We start from the raw sequence: 19,492 nt of genomic DNA on the forward strand, positions 1-19,492 counted from the left end.
GGTTTTTAAATGAGATAATGATCCAGTAACAGCGCGGCAAAAATCAGACTCAGGTAGAGAATGGAATACTTGAAGGTAGTTTTGGCCAGCGCATCTGAATACTGCCGGTAGAGCCTGACCACATAATACATAAACACTGTATTCAGCAGCACAGCGGACAGCAGATAAAGCCAGCCACTCATGCCGAGGCCATAGGGCATCAGCGACACCACCACCAGAATCACGGTATACAAGACAATATGCAACAGTGTGAATCGCTCGCCATGAGTGACCGGTAACATAGGCATGCCGACTTTGGCGTATTCTTCGCGGCGATACAAAGCCAGCGCCCAGAAGTGTGGTGGCGTCCAGGCAAAAATAATCAAAAACATCACCAGCGACTCTGGCGAGACGGTATTGTTGACCGCTGCCCAGCCCAGAATGGGCGGCATGGCCCCAGAAGCGCCGCCAATCACAATATTCATCGGTGTAGCAGGTTTAAGAAACACTGTGTAAATCACCGCATAGCCGACAAACGTGGCTAAAGTTAGCCACATGGTGAGCGGATTCACCCAGTAATAGAGGATGCTCAACCCTACCCCACCCAGTACACTGGCAAACATCAAGGTCTCCATTTGTGATAACTGGCCGGTAGGCAATGGTCGCGCGCGCGTACGCGCCATCATGGCATCAATCTTATATTCAATCAGGCAATTGAAAGCTGCGGCAGCCCCAGACGCGAAAGCAATGCCCACCGTGGCTGCCACCAGCACAGTGATGGGTACCATGCCCGGTGTGGCCATAAACATGCCTATCATGGCAGTAAAGACGATCAGCGCGGTGACACGCGGTTTACATAAGGCATAAAAGTGCCGCAAGCCCATTTTTGCAGCGGCCATGTGTGTCCATGCTGTTTGCATTGCATACTCCCCCTTGTTTTAATCTAATCAATGCTTCAATCTGGCATTCATGGCAACCAGGCATATTCCGAGCAGCGCAGCCCCGGCGTTATGCATGACTGCCAGCACTAACGGTAACTGCAAAATCAGGTTGGCAATCCCTAGTGCAATCTGACCCAAAACGAGCACGAGCAAGCAGCCAGTTAACCAACGCGGCATGGCTGATTGCCACACCAGCTTGACGCTGACCATGAGCCATACAAACACCAGCAGTGCCCCTAACCGATGCACCCATTGGATGGCCGTTAATGCATTAAGGTGCAGCTGTCCACCATCCCGGCTTTCACCCAAAGCCCGCGTCAAATGAAAGCCCTCGCCCGCATCCATATCTGGCCACCAGGCACCATGACAGGTGGGAAAGTCCGTGCAGGCCAAGGCCGCATAATTACTGCTGGTCCAGCCTCCCAGTAGCACCTGCAGTATCCAGACCAGCAAAGCCAGTTGCAACCAGTGCAATTGCCACGGCTTTATCGCGATACGCTGGCTGACAACATGCCGACATGCGATCCAGCTTAATACGGCCAAGGTCGTCATGCCGCCCAGCAAATGCAAAGTCACAATCATGGGTTTCAACAGCAACGTCACCGTCCACATACCTAGCATCGCTTGCAGCACAATCAGACCAATCAAACCCACAGAAAGTTGCCACGGTGTTTCCAGAGTTTTTCTTTTAGTATAAGCCAATACGCCAAGCAGCAACACTAACAAGCCCAGGCTACCCGCCAGATAGCGATGTGCCATTTCCTTCCAGGCTTTGGCATGCTGTAGTGGTTTATCTGGATAGGCCTGTTGCGCAGACACTATCGCTGCCTCACTTTGCGGCACGGTCAACGCTCCATAACAACCCGGCCAGTCGGGGCAACCCAAGCCAGCATCAGAGAGTCTGACATAGGCCCCTAGCACCACGACACAAAAGGCCACCATCGCCGCCAGCACACTTAAACGTTTAAACATCGACTATCCAGCCCACGAAGCTTTTAACAATTTGACCAAATCCTTGCGTATCCACTTGGCTTCCATCTCTGGCCCGTACTGCATCATGATATTGCCGAGCGGATCAATAAAATACACGCGGTGCGCCTCCAGCGTATTCTGTCCACCACCACTTAACAGCCCGCCCAACTCTGCAATTTGCTGCGTTTCCCCATTAATAATCAGCAAATCAGGATAACGAGCACGGATCGCTGTGGTATCGGCCTGTTGCGTGATGAGCACCCGTTGCACGCGGATCATGTCCTTATACAAGGAGACATAAATCTGCCTGAGGTCGTACAGCCGCTGCATACAAGCACTGTCGCACTCCCGTGCGATAAACACCATGTTCCATTTGTCTTGCCAGAAAGTGGGCAGCGCTTGCTGCCTGTCGCTGACCCAGTGCGTCGCATGCGCAATCGAGACCGGCGGATGAATGAGTTGACCATGACTTTTACCGCTGGGTCGCCAGTCAAACTTGAACATCGCGACCACGACGAGCAGCGGCACTGTAAAAAATACCGCTAGCAGAAAAAATACCCTGCGGCCTTTGCGCTGCTGGATCGGGTCCAAAACCACCTCTGTCAACTGTTCCTGCATGATCAAGACCGCTTTTCTATCATTTGATAAAGACCAATCATAAAACTCGCCAAGGCAAACCCAAACCACTGATAGGCATAGCTCATATGCTTTTCAATTTGCCCGCTAGGCACTTCCCATACTCTGACGAATCCGGCAGGCATTGCTGGATCCAGCTTGAGGATGACATTTGCAAACGAAAAAGGCACCTGCTGCCGCAGATAGGAGAAATCGATCACAGGTTGCACGATCTGCCAGTTTAAGCCCGCTTTATCCAACCTGAATCCGGTTTTGCTTTGTTGCCAGAACACCCCCCGTATGACTTGCTCTGCTTCAGGGGTTTGAATCTCGGGGACTTTTTGATGATCTGCAAAACCGGGCACCCAACCACGGTTCACCCAAATAAGATGCTTCTGGTCATGCAGCAAAAACGGGGTGATAACAGCAAATCCGGCCTGCCCTTGAACCACCTGGTTATCCAGAAAAAAACTGTATTGTGGTAGATAGCGGCCGCTAATCATCACTGTCTGCAAGTGCAGGGCCTCAATATGACTGGGAATATCCAGCGCTTGTGCGCGCAGCTCCACGGCATCGCCATGCGGTTTCAATGCGAGCATCATCGCCTGTTTTTGCTCAGCCTTATGCCACTGCCACAGTCCCAAGCGCAGACAACTCCAGATTGCCACCACCATCACAGCCACCACCATCCAGCGCAGACGAAAAACATAATTTCCCATGGGTATTTGCATTTTTTTGCTTACAGCCCATAATGTCATCACGTTACCGAGAGATCACATCATGTTAATTAAAATTGCCACCATTTTGATACTGATCGTCATTATTGGCAGCCTGTTTTCTGCCCTGCTTTTTTTACTCAAAGACAAACGCGGATCAGACCGCACAGTTAAAGCACTTACCCTGCGTATTGGTCTGTCTATCTTCCTGTTTCTGTCATTGGTCATCGCCGCACATTTTGGCTACGTTGGCCATACGCTTTAATCCAGAACGATGGAATCACCTAGGCTAAAAAGGGCGCTGTTTGCGCCCTTTTTAACCGTCAGAGCATGTAAACAAAGATATACAAACCGAGCCAAACCACATCCACAAAGTGCCAATACCAAGCCACGCCTTCAAACCCGAAGTGGTGCTCGGGTGTAAAGTGACCGCGAATGCTGCGCAACCAGATCACAATCAGCATAAGGGTGCCGATGGTGACGTGAAAACCGTGGAAACCGGTTAACATGAAGAAGGTCGCACCGTAGGCGCCAGACTTCAGGGTCAGCCCCATTTCGGTATAAGCGTGGTGGTACTCAGCAGCCTGGCAGCACAAGAACGTTATCCCCAGTGCAATCGTCAGGAACAACCCCACAATCAGTTGCTTGCGGTTGTTTTTGATCAACCCCCAGTGCGCCCAGGTAATGGTCGCACCAGAACTCAACAACAACAAGGTATTGATCAGCGGCAGGCCACTCCAAGTCATGGGGTGAAAGGCGGTGTTTGGTTGATAGGTTTCACCCAAAACCGTTCCACCAGGCCCCTGTGATGGCCAAGTACTTAAAAAGTCCTTGTAAGGCGTAATGTCTGGCGCGTAAGAAGCCAGATCAGGCACTGACAACACCCGCATATAAAACAATGCCCCGAAGAACGCTGCAAAAAAAGCCACCTCAGAGCAAATAAACACGATCATGCCAATACGGAAAGATTTGTCTTCCCATTTTTTATACTGCCCGGTCACGCTTTCAGTCACCACGGCACTTAACCACTTGAACATCATAGCCAGCACAATCGCCACACCCAGATACATCATGTACTTGCCAGGGGTGGCGAGGTAAGACAAGGCCGGATTTTTCATAGACCCATCCAGCCGTGTGTCTGAACCGGTGACATTAAAGACAAAGCCACTCGCCATCGACAGCAACCCGACTGAAATCAATGCCGGGTAGATACTGCCGTGCGGGACAAAATAGTGATTTTCTGAATGACTAGCCATGCATTAACTCCCTATCCTTTAATCGTGTTACTCATATTATTTATTGCTGACTTGCCGGAAAAAACGAATACGACAAGGTCATTTCTTGTACATCTTTAGGCAGTTCGGCACTGACGAAAAATCGCAGTGGCAATGCCTTCACTTCACCCGGTTTTAATGACTGCCTGACAAAGCAGAAACACTCTATTTTTTTCAAGTGGGCCGACGCTTTGCCTGGGGTCACACTGGGAATGGCCTGCCCGACCACTTCCTCATTGGTAATGTTTTTTGCCTCAAACATGACCGTAGTGACTTGACCAGGATGTACCACCACACTGCTTTGCTTGGGATAAAAATTCCACCCCAAGCCTGGCATCACCGAAGACACAAACTGCACGGTCACTTCCCGCTTTAAATCTACCACCGCATTTGTGGCCGTTTCCGCCGTATTTTTGGTTTTGCCATTGAGCCCGGTCACCGAACAAATGACGTCGTACAATGGCACCAAGGCAAAGGCAAACAACAGCGCACCGACGATGATCCATACCAACTTAAAAGCCAATTTTTGATTGGCTTGCTCCTGATCCTGTTTTAATGCCATAACTGTTTCAGCGACTGGTTTACTTCCAGATCGTAAACATTGAAATCAGGTACCAGATAATTGCCACCGCGGCTAACAGCCATGCAATTTTCCTATTATTAGACTGCTTGGGATCACTCAAAATACGTCAACCTTAAAACAAAGCCAATCAACCAAAAAAACTGGATTGACTGGCTTTTTTAGCATTTATTTAACCACCGGCTGTTCAGTAAAGCTGTGATATGGCGGAGGAGATGGCAATGTCCACTCCAGGCCTTGCGCCCCTTCCCAGACTCGGTCTGATGCCTTTTTGCCACCTTTGACACAGCTGATAATGATGTAGACAAACAGCAACTGTGACAGACCCAAGGCAAATGCACCGATACTCGAAATCATATTGAATTCGGCAAACTGCAAGGCATAGTCTGGAATCCGGCGCGGCATCCCGGCCAAGCCGACAAAGAACTGTGGAATAAAGGTCACATTGAATGAAATGGCCGTTAACCAGAAATGCAATTTACCCAGTTTCTCGTTATACATATGGCCTGTCATTTTTGGCAGCCAGTAGTACACGCCCGCCATAATCCCCATGATGCCACCCGCAAACAGGGTGTAATGGAAATGTGCGACCACGAAGTAACTGTTGTGATATTGTGCATCGGCAGCCACGTCTGCCAGCACCAGGCCCGTCAGACCACCGACACCGAAGAGGATAATCCAGCCGACCGTGAACAACATCGGGGTTTCAAAGCTCATGGAGCCTTTCCACATGGTGCGAATCCAGCAGTAGAACAGTACCGCCAGCGGTAAGGAAATTGCCATGGTGCTATACATAAAGTACAGCAGCGCAGGCACAGGCATCCCTGCCGTAAAGAAATGGTGCGCCCAAACAACGACCGCCAAAGCGCCAATCGCCCACAATGAATACACTTGCGCTTTATAGCCATACATAGGCTTGCGGCTGAAGGTTTGCAGAATCTGGGGGATAAAGCCCCAGACGGGCAATAGCAGAATGTAGACTTCCGGGTGACCAAAGAACCAGAACAAATGCTGGAACATAATCGGGTCACCGCCACCGGCAGCGTCAAAGAAGTGTGTACCAAAGTGACGGTCCGTCAGCAACATGGTCACCGCGCCGGCCAGTACAGGAATGGTGGCAATCAGCAAGAAAGCGGTGATCAGCCAACCCCAGGCAAACATCGGCATTTTCATCAGGGTCATGCCAGGCGCACGCATGTTGTAAATCGTCACAATAATGTTGATTGAACCCAACACAGACGAAATACCCAGCAAGTGCACCGCAAAAATGGCAAAGTCCACACCAATGCCGCCTTGCACAGACAGCGGCGGGTAAAAGGTCCAACCGGTGGCCAGCGCGCCATCCCCCACCCCAAACAATGCCAGAGTGAAGGGCAACGTCAGCAAGATGGCGGAAGGGGGTAAAATCCAGAAGCCCCAGTTATTCAAGCGTGGCAAAGCCATGTCTGGCGCACCAATCTGCAACGGCAACATCCAGTTGGCAAATCCGGTTGCAGCAGGCATCAACGCTGCAAAAATCATGATCAGTGCATGCACGCCAATTAACTGATTAAAGAACTCGGGGTTCATCAATTGCAGTCCGGGCTTGAACAACTCGGCACGGATACCAAGAATCATGCTGCCACCGACCAGGAACATAATCAGTGAAAACGTCAGGTACATGGTCCCGATATCTTTGTGGTTTGTCGTCGTCAGCCAACGCATGATCCCGGTTGGGTGATCCTGATGCTCGTCATGATGTGCTACTGAAGTAGTACTCATAGTGCTCTCCTAAATCAATCGCTTAAATATTTATTCACGGGCTGCTTTAACTTGCGCTGGCTGCAACACGGCATCCACTGCCGCCGCGTTACCCAAGGCATTACGCTCATAGGTGATCACCGCTGCAATTTCCGTATCGTTCAAAGTTGCCTTCCAGGCGGGCATCACACCCTTGCCATTCAGCACGCGGTCAAGGTGGCTATCTTTCTGATATTTGCCATCAGAGCCAAAAATAGCGCCCGTCGCAATTTTGCTGCCGGTCAAGGCCGGGAATGCAGGCGGCAAGCCAGCCCCGGTCACCTGATGGCAGACGGCACAGTTTTTCTCGTATACCACTTTACCCTGCGCCACCAACTCATCCTTGGTCATTTCTTTCACATCATTCGCGGCTTTTTGCTCATCCTGTTTTTTGTTTGCCCACTGCGCAAACTCTTCTTTGGAAACCGCATTCACAACCACCGGCATATAGCCATGCCCCTTGCCACAGAGTTCTTTGCATTGGCCGCGGTAGACGCCTGGCTTCTCGACTTGCACCCAGGTTTCACGGATAAACCCAGGCACGGCCACACGTGACGAGCCAAACTGTGGCACCCACCAGTTATGCAACACATCAGAGGCCGTCATCAAAATGCGCACCTTCTCGCCGACAGGCAACACCAGCGGATTATCGACTTCAAGCAGGTAGTGCTCGCCTTTATCTTCCTCGTTATGCATTTGGCCGTTAGTCGTCGCCAGATTGCTGACGAACTTGATGCCCTTGGCATCGCCATCAAGATACTCATATTGCCAGCGCCACTGTGACCCGGTAATTTTGATCACCATGGTCGATTGGTCTCGCGTGTCTTCCATCATCACCACGCTGTGATAGGCCGGGATACCCATGATGACAAAGTCAATCAACAGCAGGATCGCAAACGGGATCAAGGTCCAGAAAATTTCTACGGCAGTAGAGGGAGGGTTATCGGCGACAGGTTTGTAGCCTTTGCTGTGACGGTGGGTCACAATCGAGTAAATCATGATTGCCAGCACCACCACAAAAATCACGGCAGTAATCAGCATGAATTTATTATGTACGTGGAGGGTATCCAAAGCCATTGGCGTGACTGGCTCTGGAAAATTCCAGGTGTAGTCAGCATGCGCACTTAAAGACAAAAACCATGCAACCGCACCAACCCCGAGTTTCTTCATCCCTTGCATCTAATCGCTCCAAAATCCAGTTATCTAGTTTTTAGAAGTGTTCGTTTGAGATGAGAGGCCAGGGCTTCGCGTTGCGCATCATCCATGGTATCTCGACCAAACTCGACTTCTTGATTATGGGACCCTATCCACAGTGACGTCTTGCCGTTCTCACCTTCCCTGAGCGTTATACGGGTCCAGTAGCGCTGAAACCGAACGTGTTTTATTTTCCCCAACACACTTTGTTCGATTTCAATATGATCCTCAACGAAAGTGATTTTTTCGTAGTCACCGCTATGACGCAGCACCACCACAAACGCCAGAACCACCATCACCAATTCCAAGCCAGCAAATGGCAACACCATCCAGGCACCGATATGCAAAAAAGCCATGGCAATCAGCCCCGAAAACACGCCCAAACTCAGCAACAACTTCAACACACTTTCCGATGAAGCCGAGGCATTTGGCCTGGTAACGCATTGTGTTTCGCAAATAGATAACATGTTTGCCAACCCAGAATTCAGCTTGTATCAACCAAATTACGTTTAGTTACAAATTTGTTACATGTTGTAAATTAGCACAAGATAATCGCAGTGACAAGACAAAAAATGCCCGGCGCCAATGTCATCAATGTAAATTTATGAATAGCCACGCTTAACAAAAAAACACTCTCACTCTACCAATCTCACAATTGCAATCCCCCTCACAGCCCCTTAAAAACGCGGCAAAGCAATTCAAAACCTTGGTTCTGCCATCAAGATAGTTGTGCTCACCCGCAGCGCAAAATGTCACTTAAAAGCACAATCAAGAAAATATTCCGGTGGGTGTTGTCACATTTTTGTTGTTGCTTAAGCCACCATTCATGATTAAGCTAAACAACTCTCGGAACAGAAATGCGCTCCGGGTGACGTGCGCAAAGCCTCAAACCTTGGCGCATTCAAAGCAGTTTTTTGTGTTGATTGATTAGAAATGCCAGTAGCGGGACCGCCGTCCACGAAAGTGTATTTTTAGTTTTAAGACCGGCCCCACTGCAAGCAGCAATGAATGATAGCCATCATTTTTGACGGGGACCAAACACATGGGCATACAGCATATTTCAGCCAACAAAGTGCATGCTGACGACGAGTTTTTAATTCGCAAAGTCCCCATCCACATCATTCCAGACTGGCTACACTCCGGCGTCACTGACATCCACCTCGGTGGCCGCGCCAGCCTGTTTTACGGCATTTTCTTTGCAGCAACAGGCATCCTGTTACATACCATCTTCGCTGAAAACTATTGGTTGTTAGCCGGGCTCACTACCGGCTTTTTCCTGCTAGGCCCATTTTTGGCCATGGGGCTATACGACCTCAGCAGACGCATGGAGGCAGGCGAACCGCCAGCCCTCACGCCCACCCTCACCGCCTGGCTACCCAACCTCATCAACATCACTCTGTTTACCGTGTTGCTGGTATGTTTGTTTTTAAGCTGGGTACGGCTCTCCATGACCATTTTTGCGCATTATTTTCATGGCGCACTACCAACATTTATCGATGTCGTCATCAATGTTTTCACCTTCAAACAACCGGTTTTCCTGTTAGTTTACTTTGGCACTGGCGCCTTGTTTGCCGCTGCCATTTTCAGCATCAGCGTAATTGCCATGCCACTTATGCTAGACAGAAATACCAGTGCCTGGACCGCCGCGATTACCAGCTTACGCACCTGCGCCCGCAACCCTATCCCCATGCTGCTATGGGCTTTTTGTATTGTCGTGCTAATCGGTTTTGGCCTGGCGACCAACTTTTTAGGTTTAATGCTGACCATGCCCGTGGTTGGACACGCAAGTTGGCATGTCTATCGGGATTTGATTGAGGTAAAAAATTAATCCACTCGTTAAAGTCCATATCCAGCGATATAGATATAGTCTCTCGTAAAGCAAAAAGGCTTAGATTTTCATCTAAGCCTTTGAAATTCATACTATTTTGAGTCTTTTCTGTACTTATTGATACTATTACATGGTGCGGGATCCTGAACCGAATATTGCGTTTCCAACCAATATTTAAGCCAGTCTAAATAAATTAAAAAATTTGTTACCCACAAACTTACCCCACTTTGGTAAAAGTCACATCAGACTTATTGAATTAACTAACTCAAAATTGGTATGTGCAATGCTAAGAGGTCAACATCATCATCTTGCAGATAAGATGATTTATTAATCCCTGTATTTTTTGCCATTGTCATCAACTTTACTCGCATTTGCTGATTCAAGATCTTACTTTTTTTGTTAGTAGATCCATCATTCTTGATAAAAACTTCACAGTGGGTTTTGTTAGATTTATTAGCTGTATCGTAGATTCTAAGTGCAGCCGACTCACCCTCAAAATCTGCCGTCAACCCTCGGAGCTCTTTTATTGAAAAGCAAATGAATCCAAGATACTTTCTTGAATCCCTCTGCCTACCATCTTGCGATACTTTTGGAGTTTGCCGTGTAGGCAAATATCCTAATTCGTGAATTTTATTTTTGGACTTACTCAAACTTTTATAATATCTTTGAGAAGATAGCCCGGAACTTATAATATCCTCAAAATATGAATCACAAAGCTCACCTGGCAAAGGCTTCTCAACATGAGGAGGGGTATAAACCCATCGAGCAATAGTTTCTGAGTTTATAACAGGTCCAGCAGACCATTTCCAACACACAGAATATTGCTCACATTCCCCATTTGGATCGCATTTGAGAATATATTGAGGTCGCTTACCGTTTCCCTTTATCTGACCAATTGCGCAACACCGCTCGTATAAGTCTTTATTCCTTAATCGCAGCGATATTGTCGATAGCCTCCGGTAAAGCCTCTCCAAGCTTCCAAGTGCCTGATTTATAGTTTGTTCCATCTGTCACAGTCCAAATATGCTCGCCATCATCTTCAAAGTCCATAGTTGCATAGGCTTTACCAGAGCACCAAAAACCGCCCAATCCACCATGTGAGAATATCTTAGGGCTTGGCCTAGGCAAACCTGAGTTAACGATAGCAATACAAGTACCCAAAGCCATTACTATTGCCTCTCTTGTAGGAGGACTGCTTTCAGGCCCATTCCACCCTTCATGAACTCTGGTGAATGGTTCTAAAGCCTCAGCGAATTTGCGCACCTCACTCCAAATAGGCGTTAATTGAAACTTAGGAGCTGAGAGCGAGTTGTTCGCATTCGTTAATTGCGGTCTTTTGGATAATTGATGAGAAATTGGACCAGCAAAATAATTATTATCACTGGAAGTAACTGCCGTTGTTCCGTATTCACTTATTGAAAAATATTCTGATCCAAGGCTAGATGTGCTTGAATAACTCATGATAATTAACCTTATCCATATTAATCAACTTTAATCCTTCGTCACTTAATAAGTCCTGAAGGACCATTTTATTTTCATCATGTAAATGACATGCAATCGCAGTTAAATCAGCAATTTTGATTTCAGTTGGTGAGTCATGATCAAACAATACACTCAAACAACGATGTTGACCCGTTATCCTGAGTGCAAAATCATCTCCTTCAGTTATCAAATCCATATTAAATGAATTCAAAATCTTGTTACCGGCATTAGATTTTGAAAACCAACCGTTATGAGTGTGCCAGAGAGAGTTTCTTTGAAAAATAGATTTTGGAAGCAACTCTGAATCAGACCTTAATAAGACTGAAACTACATCGGCATCATCTTTATTCCATCTAAATACGTCAGAGTACTGAAGCCCGATCGCAGAAATTGAGAAATTATTTTCCAATGGAATTTGAGACGCCAGTGTAAGTGAATTTATCACAACTGATTTTACGGTATCCCATCTATCGTATACAGAACAACTACAAGAGTAAAACTCAGGTCGTAAACTTAAAGACCACTCTGGCTTTCCTTCAGTTGAGACGCGAAGAAAATCATAAAGATCAAATGTGCTCTGTTCAAAGTTGGCAATATTCTCACCAAAATTTATCTGAAAACTGGGAGATACCCGTTTTTCATTAAAGTGCTGTGAAAGTTGTTCAGTTTGGGAGACTTGAGTTGCGGATTTTCCCAACAGTTCTGGACTTAAATGCTGCGACCATTCAACTGCTAACGCCATCAGCTCAATAGCGTTATTTTTTGATGCCAAACGAACTCTTCGATGAAGATTATTTTGCAAGTCCATTTTTAAATCTTCAGGCCTAGAGCCTCTATAAGAATTGGCTGACTGTAAGCCAGAAAAAGAACATTACAAATTTCACCCTTAAATTTCATATATATATATTATTTATTACTTTTGATAAATGGTCGTATTTATCCAAACAATATATACCATTATTAAGCATACATGTAGGACACTAATAATAACGCATAATTCTATTAACATGAATATTTGTGCAATTGATTGCACAATGAAGAGTAGCAACATAAATGTTATGAGTAATATCGTCGCAATTAATACAAGCTTTAAAACGAGCAATGAAATTATCACTCCTCTTTTGAAGTAAAGAACTACTGCTCATATTTGAGACAAACAAACAAGGTTCACTAATGACTTCAGATATTGAAATATTAGAAACCGCTGAACCAAAGCGTATTAAACAGCTTCGTCTAGAGATTGCTAAAACCATTCCGAAATTCCCTAATGACAAAGCCACCTTACAATTGCTTTTAGATAAACCACTAGGTTCTCTATTAATCAATTATCTAAACTGGGCTAGTCGACTCGTTTCAATTCGTCGAAGAAAAGTTGTAATTGAACCAACTTTGACAGCTGATCCTCGGTGGAAAAGATTATCTTCTGATACAAAAATACTTTTACAAAAAGCTGAACGTAGGGAAAACTTAAATCTTCATCTTTCACTAAAAGTGTTACGTAATGGTTTCACTCCTGCAAGCTCAGGGGTTAGCCCATCTACTGACAAATGGGCAGATAAAGATTTTCTGATTAATACTATGGGTTACCATCATCTGCATCTTAGTCAAATTTTAGAGCCTGCGGGGTATTTCAAAAGAACAAATGACGTTCTTTTTGCTCAAGTAACTAAAAGTACATTTCATGCTATAGGTTTTTTTGATCACTCTGTATTTGAGTCTCCCGATCCAGAAAACTTAAAAATGTCCGCTGAGCGTGAGCGTTTATGGAAAATATACGATGAACGAAAATCGTTTAGTAGAGAGCCAGGAGTTGTTTATGTATCTATGCCAATTACAACTTCGGGGCATAGTTTGAATCATGTGCGACTAGCAGGTGATTTTGCGAGGATCATGTATGACATCGACCCGAAACTCGACTCACTATCTTCACGCTCTGAGATATTTCCTGATGTAACCCATGAAGCCCTCAAGGCGATGAAGTTAAATTGGAAAGTAATATTCATGAATCTTGGGTTATTTGATAAGACAACTTCATCATTTCATGTGCTCAAGTATGGTGAATACTAAATCAAAATTTACTCTCACTTATGCTTTATCTGCTGGTTTTGCGTTGCGTAAAGCTGTATCAGTAAGTGCCACGGGGTAACTCCCATAGGGGTAAATTTTGTTACCCCGTAAGTTACCCCTGTAAATTGCGGGTATATCAAGCGACAGTATGATATGAAAAAAGGCCTAGATTTTCATCTAAGCCTTTGAAATTCATACTATTTTGAGTCTTTTTGGTACTACTTGAGAGTACTTCTTGGTGCCGGGAGCCGGAATCGAACCGGCACGCCTTGCGGCGCTGGATTTTGAGTCCAGTGCGTCTACCAGTTCCGCCATCCCGGCATGGGATATAATGTTGGACATCAAAGACCGCTATTATAACCATAATTTTGACTTATGAGAACTCTAGATTTCGATTTTTATCTTCCACCCCACCTGATTGCCCAATATCCGTTACCCAATCGTTCAGAAAGCCGCTTGCTGGAGGTCAATGCGCAAGACGGTTCCATCAAGGATAATTTGTTCAGGCAGATTGGCGAGCAGTTTGCCGCAGGCGATGTGCTGGTCCTGAACGATACCAAAGTCATCAAGGCCAGATTGTTTGGCCAGAAAGCCACTGGCGGACAGATTGAGGTGATGATAGACCGCGTGCTGTCGCCGCAAGAAGCTTATGCGCAAATCAAATCATCCCGCTCCCCAAAGGCAGGGAGTATGCTGCACCTGGCGGGCGAGATGCAGGCTGAGGTGCTCGGCAGGGTGCAGGATATGTTCCATATTCGCTTACTTGGCGAACAGTCGTGGTATGACTTTTTGGAACAGTATGGCCAATTGCCTTTGCCGCCGTATATCGAGCACGCGGCAGATGCGACCGACGATAGCCGCTACCAGACGGTGTTTGCCAAGCATGCGGGTGCAGTGGCCGCGCCAACTGCGGGGTTGCATTTTGACGAGGTGCTGTTGCAATCGCTAATGGATAAAGGCGTCCATGTGCGTTATGTGACGCTGCATGTGGGCGCGGGGACGTTTCAGCCAGTGAAGGTAGACAATATCGCCGAGCACCATATGCATAGCGAGGTTTACCATTTGCCGGAAGAGACCATCTCTACCATCCTCGCATCCCGTGCTGAAGGCAAACGGGTCACAGCCGTGGGCACCACTTCATTGCGCACGCTGGAAAGCGCAGCTCATGCAGGCAAGTTGTTTGCGCACCATGGCGACACGGATATTTTTATTACGCCAGGATTTGAGTTTAAACTGGTAGACCGTTTGATCACCAACTTTCACCTGCCTAAGAGCACTTTGATGATGCTGGTCTCGGCATTTGGCGGTTACGACTTGATGCGTGAGGCGTATGCGCACGCCATTGCCCAGTCTTACCGCTTTTTTAGTTATGGCGATGCCATGCTGATCACGCGCAAGTAATCCGCCCAGCATTAAACTTGCAGACTAAAATAACGTCTATTAAACACTGATAAAAACTAGGATACGGAGATATGCAATTCATCCCAAAAACTTTGAGCGGCCTGGCACTGCTATGCCTGACGCTCACCACCCAGGCCGAGATTTTGCCTGAGGCAGAAATCGGCATCAAAATCCCGCTGGCCAAGAAACCAACCACACGCCCTATGGGCGTGGCCTACTTGCCCGCCAACCAGCATTACTACATTGCCGATGGCGGCCTGGCCCCCATGGGCAGCGAGTTTGAAGCGCCCATCTCCAAGTCTGAAGTGCATACGTTTACCGGCGACGGCAAGTATGTGCAGTCAGCCAAACCGGGGTTTGATAACCGCTCGCTCTATTTCAACCCCAATAGTGGCAAACTGGAGATCATCACTTACAACATTTCTAGCGCGGTAGGCTTTTTGCCTAACACAGGGATTTTCAGCCTGGACGTGGCCGAGACTGGCGAACTGCTGGGCACTTCGGGCGAAATTTCGCAATTCAACCCCGCCTTTGGCGATGCGGCTACCATGCCAAGTTATGACCCAGTGAGCAAACACTATTTCGCCAAGCAAGAGCACGGCAATCTGGTGTTTGTTGTGGACACCAAGCAGCGCGAAAAACTGCAGGAGATCAAGCTGGACTTTGCCAAAGCCAAAGTAGCCCACGATGATGTCAGCGACCATTTTGTCGCCTTCACCGGCGTGGCGGGTAATGAGCTGGCCTTGCTAGACGTAGACCATAAAGCCGTATTGATTTTTGACTTGAACGGGCAATATGTGGGTAAAAGCGCCTTACCCGCTACCATGAAACTGCGCTCACAAAATCACTTTAATGGGCTGGGATACACCAACGGCATGCTATTCGTTTATCACGAATCGGAAGGCGAGTTTGGCACCTATTACGGATTCAAGGTGGTCAAGTAACCCATAAAAAAACCGCGCTGATTCAAGCGCGGTTTTTTGATTGCTGGCAGGCACACGTTACCTGTAAAGTACTTTTTACTGGCTGCTGGTCATATTCACTTTGATCACTTGCGGCGATGGCGTGTAATGCCAATGATTGCGCCAGGCACCCACCACTAAATTCGGATAGTCCGGCTTGCCCAGACTGCCGTTATATCTACCCAAGGCCCGGTAATAATCGCCGCGCTCAATATCCAGATAATGGCGCAATATCGTGCAGCCATAACGCAGATTCAGGCGCATATCAAACAGATTGTGTTCAGGCGTACCAATAGACTGCACCCAGAAAGGCATCACCTGCATATAGCCTCTTGCGCCCACGCTAGAGACTGCATATTTTTTAAACCCGCTTTCAACATGAATCAGACCTAACACCAACTGCGGATCCAGCCCGGCGCGTGTGGCTTCATAATGCACGGACTTGAGAAAATCTTCACGGTAGTGCGCGTCTGGCATGCGCTTGGCCAAGCGGGCTGACATTTCTTGCAACCAGACTTGTGCCGCTTGCTCGGAATCAAAAATCAGGCGCGGCGCCGCCAGGTCACTGACGGATTTTTGCATCACAGCTTTAACGCTATTGGCCAGCGGCTCTTCTTTTTGATTGCCCGCCATAGAAGGCGCCGCCCACAGACAAAGGCCGGTGACCAACAAGGCAAACACATAAAAAAACACTTTTTTCATGTTGCCTATTGTAATCACAAGCGGCGTGCGGTGGACGGGCAAAAAGAGGGATTAAATCCCGCTAATTACTCAGCAAGCTTGCGCTGCAAAAAGGCCAAACAATCAGCCACTTGCAGGTTTTGTGCCTCAGCATCGGTGCGGCCTTTGTATTCCACCTTGCCTTCAGCCAGGCCACGGTCACCAATTACCACGCGGTGCGGAATACCCATAAGGTCACTTTCTGCAAACATGACCCCCGGACGCTCGCCACGGTCATCGAGCAAGACATCTACACCCGCCTGTTGCAGTTGCGCATAGAGCTCAAACGCGGCCTGTTTGACGGCCTCACTCTTATCGAGGCCGATCGGGCAGATCACCACCGCAAACGGTGCCATGCTCAAGGGGAAAATAATGCCCTTGTCATCATTGCCCTGCTCAATCGCTGCCCCCACAATCCGTGACACGCCAATGCCATAACAGCCCATTTCCATCACTTGTGATTGGCCGTTTTCGTCCAGGTAAGTCGCCTGCATGGCTTCTGAATACTTGGTGCGCAATTGGAAAATATGGCCGACTTCAATGCCGCGGCACAAACTCAGCGTGCCTTTTCCATCCGGGCTGGCATCGCCTTCTACCACATTGCGGATATCGGCCACGATGGCTGGCTCAGGCAAATCGCGTCCAAAGTTGACGCCCGCCAGGTGAAACTTAGGTTTATTGGCGCCACAGACAAAGTCACTCATCAGGGCCACGGTTCTATCGGCCACCACGCGTACATTGGCATTCACGCCAACCGGGCCAATAAAACCAGGTGGGCAGTTCAGGTTGGCGCGGATTTCTTCTTCTGTTGCCAGTCGGAACTCTTTCACGCCCTCTACCTTGCCGAATTTCACTTCATTGAGTTGATGATCACCGCGCAACAAAGCCAGCGTAAACACATCATCCACCAGCAAGGCCACTGACTTCACGGTTTTGCTCACAGGCACTTCCAGCAACTTGGCCACATCTTCACACGTGGTCTGCTTGGGTGTATCCACTTCACGCATGGCTTCTGTGGCTGCGGCACGACTGCCAGTCGCCACGGCTTCGGCCAGCTCTACGTTAGCCGCGTAATCAGATTGCTCGCAATAGGCCAGTGCATCTTCACCACTGTCTGCCAGTACGTGAAACTCTTGCGAGCCATCGCCACCAATGGCGCCTGAGTCGGCTTTCACGGCGCGGAACTTGAGGCCCAGGCGAGTGAACACATTGCTATAAGCCGTGTGCATGGTGTTGTAAGTGTTCACCAGGCAATCGACGCTGGTATGGAAAGAGTAGGCATCTTTCATCAAAAATTCGCGGGCACGCATCACGCCAAAACGCGGGCGAATCTCATCACGAAACTTGGTTTGAATCTGATAAAAGTTAAGCGGCAACTGTTTGTAACTACTGATTTCCTTACGCGCGATGTCAGTAATCACTTCTTCATGCGTGGGGCCAAAGCAGAAGTCACGCTCGTGCCGGTCCTGAATCTTGAGCATTTGTGGGCCAAACACCGCCCAGCGGCCGGTTTCCTCCCACAACTCTTTAGGCTGCACGGCTGGCATCAACAGCTCCAGCGCCCCCGCCTTGTTCATTTCGTCGCGCACAATGTTTTCCACCTTGCGCAACACGCGCAAGCCCAGCGGCATCCAGCTATACAAACCGCTACCCAGCCTTTTGATCAAGCCGGCACGCACCATCAGTTTGTGGCTGATGAGTTCAGCGTCTGAAGGGGCTTCTTTTTGGGTAGCAATGAAAAATTGTGAGGCGCGCATAAGAATAACTTTAATTAAAATCCGAAAGCGCGATTTTAGCCTTATTCGCTGGCGGCGTCATCCGCGCCTACTCGGCTGTCGCCTCTTTTTGCTGTGGCCGTTGCAAGATCGGACTATCGGTAGGAATGTATCCGTCTTTCCAGGTCGCCATCGGGATGATGGTGGCCGGATAGCCGTTATCGTAGAACCAGCTATCAACCGCATATTCAGCCTGATTGGCCTGCTCACGGATGACAGCGGCCGTATGTGGCCAGCCGGTTAGAAAAAACTTGCGGGTGCGGGTATCCAGAATGTCATGGTAACGGATCAGGCCAGCTTGCTGCATCAGTCGCAGATAGGTCGTACTGTTGATGGCTTCGTCGTTGCAGTCTTGTTGATGCAGGTATTCACTGTTGTTAAACGTCCCGGCGCGGTCTGCTGCAGTACCAATTTTGGTACCGACCATGTCCTCCAGCAGGCCGATGGCTTTTGCAATGGCCTCGCGCTCGGCCTCTGCATTCGATGGCAGCGGCGTAAATAGCTGCTCGACATTGTCCCATTCGGCAGAGCTCAGGCTCAGCACGTCTGACTGGACACAGCCCCCGCCCTGACAAATCTCAAAAGCTTGCAGGGTGGGGGGACTGTGATAAATACGATAGATGTCTTTGAGATCGGCCTGTGCTGGCATCGCGCCCGATAAGCAGGCCAATACAAAACCGGAGAACAGGTATGCGCTAGAGAATAAGGACGCGGTTAGACAACTCGTTACGCGGCACAGCTTCGGGCGGAAAATACGCTGCCAAATGTTGGCCAATGGCCTGAATACCGTAAACCACACCTGCTTCAAACTGCCCACTTCTGAACATCCCTTCCATCTGCTGGCAAATCTGCTGCCAGCCTGCTTGCCCCACCTGCCGATGAATACCGCGGTCGGCGACAATTTCAACATCCTGATCGGCCAGACACAGGTAAATCAGTACGCCATTGTTATGCTCGGTATCCCAGATATTCAAATGACCAAACAAGTGAATGGCGCGTTGCCTTGGGGTGAGCCCTCGCAGGATAGCATAGGCAGGCAAGCCAGATTCAATCACCACGCGTATTTCACCGGCATGATGGTGTTCATTTTGTGAGATAGCATTTTCAATATTGGCCAGCGCCTGTGCAGAAAACAGCGCCTTGACCTGGCGAGGATGGCTCCAGGCATGCTTAAACCAGCGTTTGAGAGGATGAATGGGTTTCATGT

21 protein-coding genes and 1 tRNA gene are annotated in these 19,492 nt (G+C 48.3%); 5 read left to right on the top strand and 17 right to left on the bottom strand.

Features of this window, described 5'->3' with window-relative positions; all coding sequences use genetic code 11:
* Positions 1–5: 5 nt before the first annotated feature.
* From cyoE to ACT53C_RS05005, 4 genes are read right to left on the bottom strand one after another with little or no spacing between them, the layout of a single operon-like run.
* The gene (gene cyoE, locus ACT53C_RS04990) at positions 6–899 is read right to left on the bottom strand and encodes a heme o synthase (protein ID WP_476145119.1); all 894 of its coding nucleotides are present in this window, start codon (positions 897–899) and stop codon (positions 6–8) included.
* Positions 900–926: 27 nt separating this feature from the next.
* Positions 927–1,892: a COX15/CtaA family protein gene (locus tag ACT53C_RS04995; protein ID WP_476145120.1), complete on the bottom strand. Its 966-nt coding sequence runs from the start codon at positions 1,890–1,892 to the stop codon at positions 927–929.
* 3 nt (positions 1,893–1,895) lie between these two features.
* Positions 1,896–2,510, bottom strand: a complete 615-nt coding sequence (locus tag ACT53C_RS05000; protein ID WP_476145122.1) for an SCO family protein — start codon at positions 2,508–2,510, stop codon at positions 1,896–1,898.
* A 2-nt stretch (positions 2,511–2,512) separates the two neighbouring features.
* On the bottom strand, positions 2,513–3,226 hold the full coding sequence (locus ACT53C_RS05005; protein WP_476145123.1) for an SURF1 family protein: 714 nt from the start codon (positions 3,224–3,226) through the stop codon (positions 2,513–2,515).
* A gap of 61 nt (positions 3,227–3,287) precedes the next feature.
* Here ACT53C_RS05005 and ACT53C_RS05010 point away from each other — a divergent pair, with 61 nt between their 5' ends.
* A complete protein-coding gene (locus ACT53C_RS05010) occupies positions 3,288–3,488 on the top strand; it encodes a twin transmembrane helix small protein (protein ID WP_476145124.1) in 201 nt (66 codons plus the stop codon).
* Between the two features lie 58 nt (positions 3,489–3,546).
* Here ACT53C_RS05010 and ACT53C_RS05015 read toward each other — a convergent pair whose 3' ends face one another.
* The 5 genes from ACT53C_RS05015 to ACT53C_RS05035 form a co-directional block, all read right to left on the bottom strand.
* Positions 3,547–4,479 (bottom strand): cytochrome c oxidase subunit 3, encoded by a 933-nt coding sequence (locus ACT53C_RS05015; RefSeq protein ID WP_476145125.1) that lies wholly within the window; start codon positions 4,477–4,479, stop codon positions 3,547–3,549.
* A gap of 40 nt (positions 4,480–4,519) precedes the next feature.
* Positions 4,520–5,059, bottom strand: a complete 540-nt coding sequence (locus ACT53C_RS05020; RefSeq protein WP_476145126.1) for a cytochrome c oxidase assembly protein — start codon at positions 5,057–5,059, stop codon at positions 4,520–4,522.
* Between the two features lie 186 nt (positions 5,060–5,245).
* On the bottom strand, positions 5,246–6,838 hold the full coding sequence (gene ctaD, locus ACT53C_RS05025) for a cytochrome c oxidase subunit I (RefSeq protein WP_194749336.1): 1,593 nt from the start codon (positions 6,836–6,838) through the stop codon (positions 5,246–5,248).
* 30 nt (positions 6,839–6,868) lie between these two features.
* Positions 6,869–8,035 carry a cytochrome c oxidase subunit II gene (coxB, locus tag ACT53C_RS05030; protein ID WP_194749335.1) on the bottom strand — a complete coding sequence of 389 codons (1,167 nt, stop codon included), beginning with the start codon at positions 8,033–8,035 and terminating at the stop codon, positions 6,869–6,871.
* A gap of 20 nt (positions 8,036–8,055) precedes the next feature.
* On the bottom strand, positions 8,056–8,517 hold the full coding sequence (locus ACT53C_RS05035) for a DUF2244 domain-containing protein (protein ID WP_476145128.1): 462 nt from the start codon (positions 8,515–8,517) through the stop codon (positions 8,056–8,058).
* A gap of 557 nt (positions 8,518–9,074) precedes the next feature.
* Between ACT53C_RS05035 and ACT53C_RS05040 the strand changes: the two genes are divergently transcribed.
* A complete protein-coding gene (locus ACT53C_RS05040) occupies positions 9,075–9,878 on the top strand; it encodes a DUF2189 domain-containing protein (protein WP_476145130.1) in 804 nt (267 codons plus the stop codon).
* 260 nt (positions 9,879–10,138) lie between these two features.
* Here the strand turns inward: ACT53C_RS05040 and ACT53C_RS05045 are convergent, their stop codons facing one another.
* The 3 genes from ACT53C_RS05045 to ACT53C_RS05055 all read right to left on the bottom strand — a co-directional run bounded on the left by ACT53C_RS05045 (position 10,139) and on the right by ACT53C_RS05055 (position 12,168).
* Positions 10,139–10,693 carry a hypothetical protein gene (locus ACT53C_RS05045; RefSeq protein ID WP_476145132.1) on the bottom strand — a complete coding sequence of 185 codons (555 nt, stop codon included), beginning with the start codon at positions 10,691–10,693 and terminating at the stop codon, positions 10,139–10,141.
* 106 nt (positions 10,694–10,799) lie between these two features.
* Positions 10,800–11,339 (bottom strand): hypothetical protein, encoded by a 540-nt coding sequence (locus ACT53C_RS05050; RefSeq protein WP_476145133.1) that lies wholly within the window; start codon positions 11,337–11,339, stop codon positions 10,800–10,802.
* On the bottom strand, positions 11,317–12,168 hold the full coding sequence (locus ACT53C_RS05055; RefSeq protein ID WP_476145134.1) for a TIGR04255 family protein: 852 nt from the start codon (positions 12,166–12,168) through the stop codon (positions 11,317–11,319). Before ACT53C_RS05055 ends, ACT53C_RS05050 begins: the two co-directional genes overlap by 23 nt.
* A gap of 365 nt (positions 12,169–12,533) precedes the next feature.
* Here ACT53C_RS05055 and ACT53C_RS05060 point away from each other — a divergent pair, with 365 nt between their 5' ends.
* Entirely contained in the window at positions 12,534–13,427 is an 894-nt protein-coding gene (locus ACT53C_RS05060) for a hypothetical protein (protein ID WP_476145135.1), read from the top strand.
* A 236-nt stretch (positions 13,428–13,663) separates the two neighbouring features.
* Here ACT53C_RS05060 and ACT53C_RS05065 read toward each other — a convergent pair.
* Positions 13,664–13,748, bottom strand: a tRNA-Leu gene (locus tag ACT53C_RS05065).
* A 54-nt stretch (positions 13,749–13,802) separates the two neighbouring features.
* Here ACT53C_RS05065 and queA point away from each other — a divergent pair.
* Together queA and ACT53C_RS05075 are read left to right on the top strand one after the other, a co-directional pair.
* The gene (gene queA / locus ACT53C_RS05070; RefSeq protein ID WP_476145136.1) at positions 13,803–14,828 is read left to right on the top strand and encodes a tRNA preQ1(34) S-adenosylmethionine ribosyltransferase-isomerase QueA; all 1,026 of its coding nucleotides are present in this window, start codon (positions 13,803–13,805) and stop codon (positions 14,826–14,828) included.
* 71 nt (positions 14,829–14,899) lie between these two features.
* Positions 14,900–15,772, top strand: coding sequence for a hypothetical protein (locus ACT53C_RS05075; RefSeq protein ID WP_275356672.1), 873 nt, complete (start codon positions 14,900–14,902; stop codon positions 15,770–15,772).
* Between the two features lie 75 nt (positions 15,773–15,847).
* Here ACT53C_RS05075 and ACT53C_RS05080 read toward each other — a convergent pair whose 3' ends face one another.
* The 4 genes from ACT53C_RS05080 to ACT53C_RS05095 form a co-directional block, all read right to left on the bottom strand.
* Positions 15,848–16,492 (bottom strand): lytic transglycosylase domain-containing protein, encoded by a 645-nt coding sequence (locus ACT53C_RS05080; protein ID WP_379073546.1) that lies wholly within the window; start codon positions 16,490–16,492, stop codon positions 15,848–15,850.
* Between the two features lie 65 nt (positions 16,493–16,557).
* Positions 16,558–18,267: a proline--tRNA ligase gene (locus tag ACT53C_RS05085; protein ID WP_476145137.1), complete on the bottom strand. Its 1,710-nt coding sequence runs from the start codon at positions 18,265–18,267 to the stop codon at positions 16,558–16,560.
* 67 nt (positions 18,268–18,334) lie between these two features.
* Complete coding sequence (locus ACT53C_RS05090; RefSeq protein WP_228518913.1) at positions 18,335–18,934, bottom strand: hypothetical protein; 600 nt, start codon at positions 18,932–18,934, stop codon at positions 18,335–18,337.
* Positions 18,935–18,980: 46 nt separating this feature from the next.
* Positions 18,981–19,490, bottom strand: a complete 510-nt coding sequence (locus ACT53C_RS05095; protein WP_476145138.1) for a TPM domain-containing protein — start codon at positions 19,488–19,490, stop codon at positions 18,981–18,983.
* Positions 19,491–19,492 lie beyond the last annotated feature (2 nt).

It is taken from the genome of Methylophilus sp. DMC14, assembly GCF_056314085.1.

Bases quoted from the DNA above. Each gene is read 5' to 3' on its own strand.
- cyoE (WP_476145119.1), bottom strand. From the start codon at position 899: ATGCAAACAGCATGGACACACATGGCCGCTGCAAAAATGGGCTTGCGG.
- ACT53C_RS04995 (WP_476145120.1), bottom strand. From the start codon at position 1,892: ATGTTTAAACGTTTAAGTGTGCTGGCGGCGATGGTGGCCTTTTGTGTC.
- ACT53C_RS05000 (WP_476145122.1), bottom strand. From the start codon at position 2,510: ATGCAGGAACAGTTGACAGAGGTGGTTTTGGACCCGATCCAGCAGCGC.
- ACT53C_RS05005 (WP_476145123.1), bottom strand. From the start codon at position 3,226: ATGGGAAATTATGTTTTTCGTCTGCGCTGGATGGTGGTGGCTGTGATG.
- ACT53C_RS05010 (WP_476145124.1), top strand. From the start codon at position 3,288: ATGTTAATTAAAATTGCCACCATTTTGATACTGATCGTCATTATTGGC.
- ACT53C_RS05015 (WP_476145125.1), bottom strand. From the start codon at position 4,479: ATGGCTAGTCATTCAGAAAATCACTATTTTGTCCCGCACGGCAGTATC.
- ACT53C_RS05020 (WP_476145126.1), bottom strand. From the start codon at position 5,059: ATGGCATTAAAACAGGATCAGGAGCAAGCCAATCAAAAATTGGCTTTT.
- ctaD (WP_194749336.1), bottom strand. From the start codon at position 6,838: ATGAGTACTACTTCAGTAGCACATCATGACGAGCATCAGGATCACCCA.
- coxB (WP_194749335.1), bottom strand. From the start codon at position 8,035: ATGCAAGGGATGAAGAAACTCGGGGTTGGTGCGGTTGCATGGTTTTTG.
- ACT53C_RS05035 (WP_476145128.1), bottom strand. From the start codon at position 8,517: ATGTTATCTATTTGCGAAACACAATGCGTTACCAGGCCAAATGCCTCG.
- ACT53C_RS05050 (WP_476145133.1), bottom strand. From the start codon at position 11,339: ATGAGTTATTCAAGCACATCTAGCCTTGGATCAGAATATTTTTCAATA.
- ACT53C_RS05055 (WP_476145134.1), bottom strand. From the start codon at position 12,168: ATGGACTTGCAAAATAATCTTCATCGAAGAGTTCGTTTGGCATCAAAA.
- ACT53C_RS05060 (WP_476145135.1), top strand. From the start codon at position 12,534: ATGACTTCAGATATTGAAATATTAGAAACCGCTGAACCAAAGCGTATT.
- queA (WP_476145136.1), top strand. From the start codon at position 13,803: ATGAGAACTCTAGATTTCGATTTTTATCTTCCACCCCACCTGATTGCC.
- ACT53C_RS05075 (WP_275356672.1), top strand. From the start codon at position 14,900: ATGCAATTCATCCCAAAAACTTTGAGCGGCCTGGCACTGCTATGCCTG.
- ACT53C_RS05080 (WP_379073546.1), bottom strand. From the start codon at position 16,492: ATGAAAAAAGTGTTTTTTTATGTGTTTGCCTTGTTGGTCACCGGCCTT.
- ACT53C_RS05085 (WP_476145137.1), bottom strand. From the start codon at position 18,267: ATGCGCGCCTCACAATTTTTCATTGCTACCCAAAAAGAAGCCCCTTCA.
- ACT53C_RS05090 (WP_228518913.1), bottom strand. From the start codon at position 18,934: ATGCCAGCACAGGCCGATCTCAAAGACATCTATCGTATTTATCACAGT.
- ACT53C_RS05095 (WP_476145138.1), bottom strand. From the start codon at position 19,490: ATGAAACCCATTCATCCTCTCAAACGCTGGTTTAAGCATGCCTGGAGC.